Annotated in this window: 4 protein-coding genes; all 4 read left to right on the forward strand. The window is 41.6% G+C overall.

The features are described from left to right. Positions 1-472: 472 nt before the first annotated feature. The 4 genes from CK510_RS27155 (at position 473) to CK510_RS27170 (ending at position 3,909) form a co-directional block, all read left to right on the forward strand. Positions 473-1,027: a thioredoxin family protein gene (locus CK510_RS27155; protein ID WP_095724622.1), complete on the forward strand. Its 555-nt coding sequence runs from the start codon at positions 473-475 to the stop codon at positions 1,025-1,027. A gap of 142 nt (positions 1,028-1,169) precedes the next feature. After that, positions 1,170-1,898, forward strand: coding sequence for a UMP kinase (pyrH, locus tag CK510_RS27160; protein WP_095724623.1), 729 nt, complete (start codon positions 1,170-1,172; stop codon positions 1,896-1,898). Further along, positions 1,885-2,433, forward strand: coding sequence for a ribosome recycling factor (gene frr, locus CK510_RS27165; RefSeq protein WP_095724624.1), 549 nt, complete (start codon positions 1,885-1,887; stop codon positions 2,431-2,433). The genes pyrH and frr overlap by 14 nt, the downstream gene beginning before the upstream one ends. Before the next feature lie 360 nt (positions 2,434-2,793). Continuing rightward, complete coding sequence (locus tag CK510_RS27170) at positions 2,794-3,909, forward strand: geranylgeranyl reductase family protein (protein ID WP_095724625.1); 1,116 nt, start codon at positions 2,794-2,796, stop codon at positions 3,907-3,909. Positions 3,910-4,126 lie beyond the last annotated feature (217 nt).

The following is a 4,126-nucleotide window of genomic DNA, read 5'->3' on the forward strand; positions in this document are numbered from 1 at the left end:
TTCTCTCCGTTACAAAACATAATTGCGTAGCTTTAGCTTCTCGCTCTGCGAGTATTACGAATTGCGTAGCTTGCTTCTCCGCTTCGGAGTATTGCGAATTGTTTTAAGGTGGTTTGGTTGTTCCAGGGTTTGAGTATTGGCTGAAACGGCATCAGATTCCGTAAAAAAGCTAATACCCAATAACCAATAGCCAATTCTCTAAATTTCAGTAGTTTTACAATTTACACTAACCGGATGGGCTAATAAGATGATTGAATATAATGCATTTACACAGAAATTCGTCTCACACTGTGCTTAAAAAGTGAACTTTGCCACGGGGAGAAGTTTACAGACCGCAACGACGAGACGAAGCAATTTTGGTAAAATCAAGTTATCTTGACCATCAATACTATAAAAAGTGGTTCGATATAGTTGAGTTTAACGCTGAATTTGACCAGATTTTTGTTCCTAGTTCCTTCAAACCAGGGTGAAGATGAAAACGCTAGAAACAATTGATACTCCAATTGGAGGCTACGCACCAGATTTTGAGTTGCCAGGGATTGACGGGCAAGTACATCATCTGAGTCGCTATCTAGAAAAATTTCGTGCAATCGGCGTTGTCTCGATGTGCAACTACTGTCCTTACGTTGGACAATACATCGAAAGATTAAAGCTGATTCAAGGAGAATTCGGTTCCCAGGGCTTTACATTAATCGGAATGAATGGTAATGATACCAATCAAGGTTTGATGGAAAGCTTCGATAGTATGAAAGCTTTTGCTTTAGAACAGGAATTGAACTTTCCTTATTTGTGGGATTCTACTCAAGATGTAACACGCAGTTTTGGTACGAATCAAACACCAACAGCATTTTTGATCGATAAAAATGGAGTTGTGCGGTATCGAGGGCAAATTGACGATCGCGCCGAAAATCCTTCTTTCGTACAAACCCAGTATTTGCGCTCGGCGATCGCGGCTTTATTTAATAATCAAGAAATTGAAATTACAGAAACAGAAGCAATGGGAACGCCTTTAGTATGGCGTTCTTAGAGAATGTGGGAATACTAAATTCCTAATTCCCAATGCCCAATTCTTAAAACTGTTTATAGGTAACTAGAGACATATTGCCACCATACTGCTATCTTAAATTGGAGGAAATTGCAACTTTTTCTTTGAGATAAAACGTAACTTCATGGGTACACATTACCGACGGGTTTTACTTAAACTGAGCGGTGAAGCCTTAATGGGCAACATGGGCTATGGAATTGACCCCGAAGTGGTCAAGGAGATAGGACAAGAGATAGCAGAGGTTGTCGCCACAGGTGTTCAAATTGCTATCGTCGTTGGTGGTGGTAATATTTTTCGGGGTGTCAAAGCAGCGTCAGCAGGGATGGACAGGGCAACTGCTGACTATATCGGCATGATTGCCACGGTAATGAACGCGATGACCCTCCAAGACTCCCTAGAGCAAATTGGTGTTGAAACGCGAGTACAAACCGCGATCGCAATGCAAGAACTAGCTGAACCCTATATTCGTCGTAAAGCCATCCGTCATCTTGAAAAAGGACGGGTGGTTATTTTTGGTGCGGGTTCGGGTAATCCCTTCTTCACAACCGATACGGCTGCCGCATTACGCGCTGCCGAAATCGAAGCTGAAATAATTTTTAAAGCCACTAAAGTAGACGGCATCTATGACGCAGACCCGATGAAAGTTCCAGATGCAAGACGTTACAATACTTTGACCTATAACCATGTTTTACAAAAAGATTTGCGGGTAATGGACAGTACCGCGATAGCCTTATGTAAGGAAAACAATATTCCGATTCTCGTCTTCGATCTATCTACACGGGGTAATATCTCTCGTGCAGTTATGGGAGAATCGATTGGCACGCTTGTGGGAGGTTCATGTGAAGTTAGCTGATGTTGAGAGTACGATGCAAAAAACCGTTGAAGCTACACAACGGGATTTTAATACTATTCGCACTGGTCGCGCTAATGCGAGCATACTTGATAAGGTAATGGTGGAATACTACGGTACACCTACACCTTTGAAATCATTGGCAAACATTAGTACTCCAGATGCAACAACAATTTTGATTCAAACTTATGACAAAGGCTCCTTAAGCCTAATAGAAAGGGCAATTTCACTGTCAGATGTGGGGATGACACCCAATAATGATGGTTCGGTGATTCGTCTCAATATTCAACCCTTAACGAGCGATCGCCGTAAAGAATTTGTTAAACTTGCCGAAAAATATGCCGAAAACAATCGCGTTGCGATTCGCAATATCCGTCGTGATGGCATCGACTCAATTAAAAAACAGGAAAAAGCTGGGGAAGTATCTGAGGATGAATCCCGCGATTTACAGGATCAAGTCCAAAAGTTAACCGACAAGTACACCAGCAAAATTAACGAATTGCTGGCAACAAAGGAAAAAGACATTACCACTGTCTAGGTAATTTAGAAATGTAGAGACGCGATATATCGCGTCTTTCTACATGATCTGATATCCATTTGCCTGCAAATCCAACATCATCAGGTTTTTGCAAAACTTAATCGCTGAAAATAAAGCCAAATTGGCAAGTCAAAAAGTGCAAAAGTAGTTTTTAATATGGATATTTACGGATTTGTGCTGGTTACAATGAATAACTATTCTGGGCATGTGTAAGTAAAAGCTGTAAATATTTTTACAACTTTTACAGCAAATGTTACAGCGAAAAATTAAATCGCTTACCTGCTACTTAGACAATTTGTCTGTAAAGTACAAAAAGAATCTCAAAAATAGATATTAACTTAGAAGCGAGAATTCAGCCCTATGTACGACTGCATTATCGTTGGCGCAGGACCAGCTGGTGGCACAGCTGCATACCACCTAGCAAAACGGGGACGCTCGGTATTAATTTTAGAAAAAGAATCCTTACCTCGGTACAAACCCTGTGGTGGTGGAGTATCGCCTGCGATCGCACAGTGGTTTGACTTTGATTTTAGTCCAGTAATCTCGGTAAAAGCTGATACCATTCGCTGTACCTGGAATATGGGCGACCCCGTTGAAGTCAAGCTCGACACTCCAGAGCCTGTATGGATGGTTCGACGTGATGTATTTGACCATTTCTTAGTTCAGCAAGCACAAAAACAAGGGGCTGAACTCAAAGATAATATGGAAGTCACAGGCGTTGAATTCAAAAGCGACCATTGGCAAGTAAATACTAATAATGGACCAGTTACAGCTCGTTATCTCATCGCTGCCGATGGTGCGAAGGGACCAATGGCAAAATGGTTGGGATTTAAAGAACGTAAACGCCGACTCGCAGCTGCATTGGAAGTTGAAGCGAATACAAAGGTGGCAAACACTAATATCATCGATTTTGAGTTTGGCTTAGTCAAAAATGGTTATGCTTGGAACTTTCCCAAGGCTGATGGCTATTCTATCGGTGTTGGTACGTTCATTGGTGGTGAACCCCAGGATTTCAAAAAGATTTTGGATGAATATGGCAAGAACTTTGATATAAATATCAATACTTGTAAGCAATACGGTCATGCACTCTGTCTCTGGAATGGGGAACAAGCTCTTCACACCCAAAACGCTCTTTTGGCTGGCGAAGCGGCTTGTATTGTTGACCCCATGACCGCAGAAGGTATTCGCCCCTCAATTTACACTGGTGTCAAAGCTTCTGAGGCGATTGACAAAGCTTTAAGTGGTGATGTCAGTGCCCTGAAAAATTATACTGATGTCATTAATGATGAATGGGGTAGTGATATGGCTTGGGCTGCGAAAATTGCTGGTTTGCTCTACCGCTTCCCCAAAGTAGGTTATAAAGCCGGGATTAAACGTCCTTCTGGTCCACAACTGATGGGTAAAATTCTCTGCGGACAGTTGCGTTATAGCGATGTTGCTGGTCGTGCTATCAAAAAACTAACACCCTTTGGCTAAATAATTAAATAATTAGGAGTTAATTCCTAAGACTGAAAACGCCCGTGTGCTGATAACATGGGCGTTTTGTTATTACATGCTGCCATGATTCTATTTTGCCTTGAAATCAAGCTCCAGGATGCCTTGAATTAGGAAAATTTATCCATCCATACCTTAGTCAAGACAAGCCTACTCATAGCGTCTATACGCCAGATATATAGTTTTATTTGAGCAGTAT

The organism is Brunnivagina elsteri CCALA 953, assembly GCF_002289455.1.
Taxonomy (GTDB): Bacteria; Cyanobacteriota; Cyanobacteriia; order Cyanobacteriales; family Nostocaceae; genus Brunnivagina; species Brunnivagina elsteri.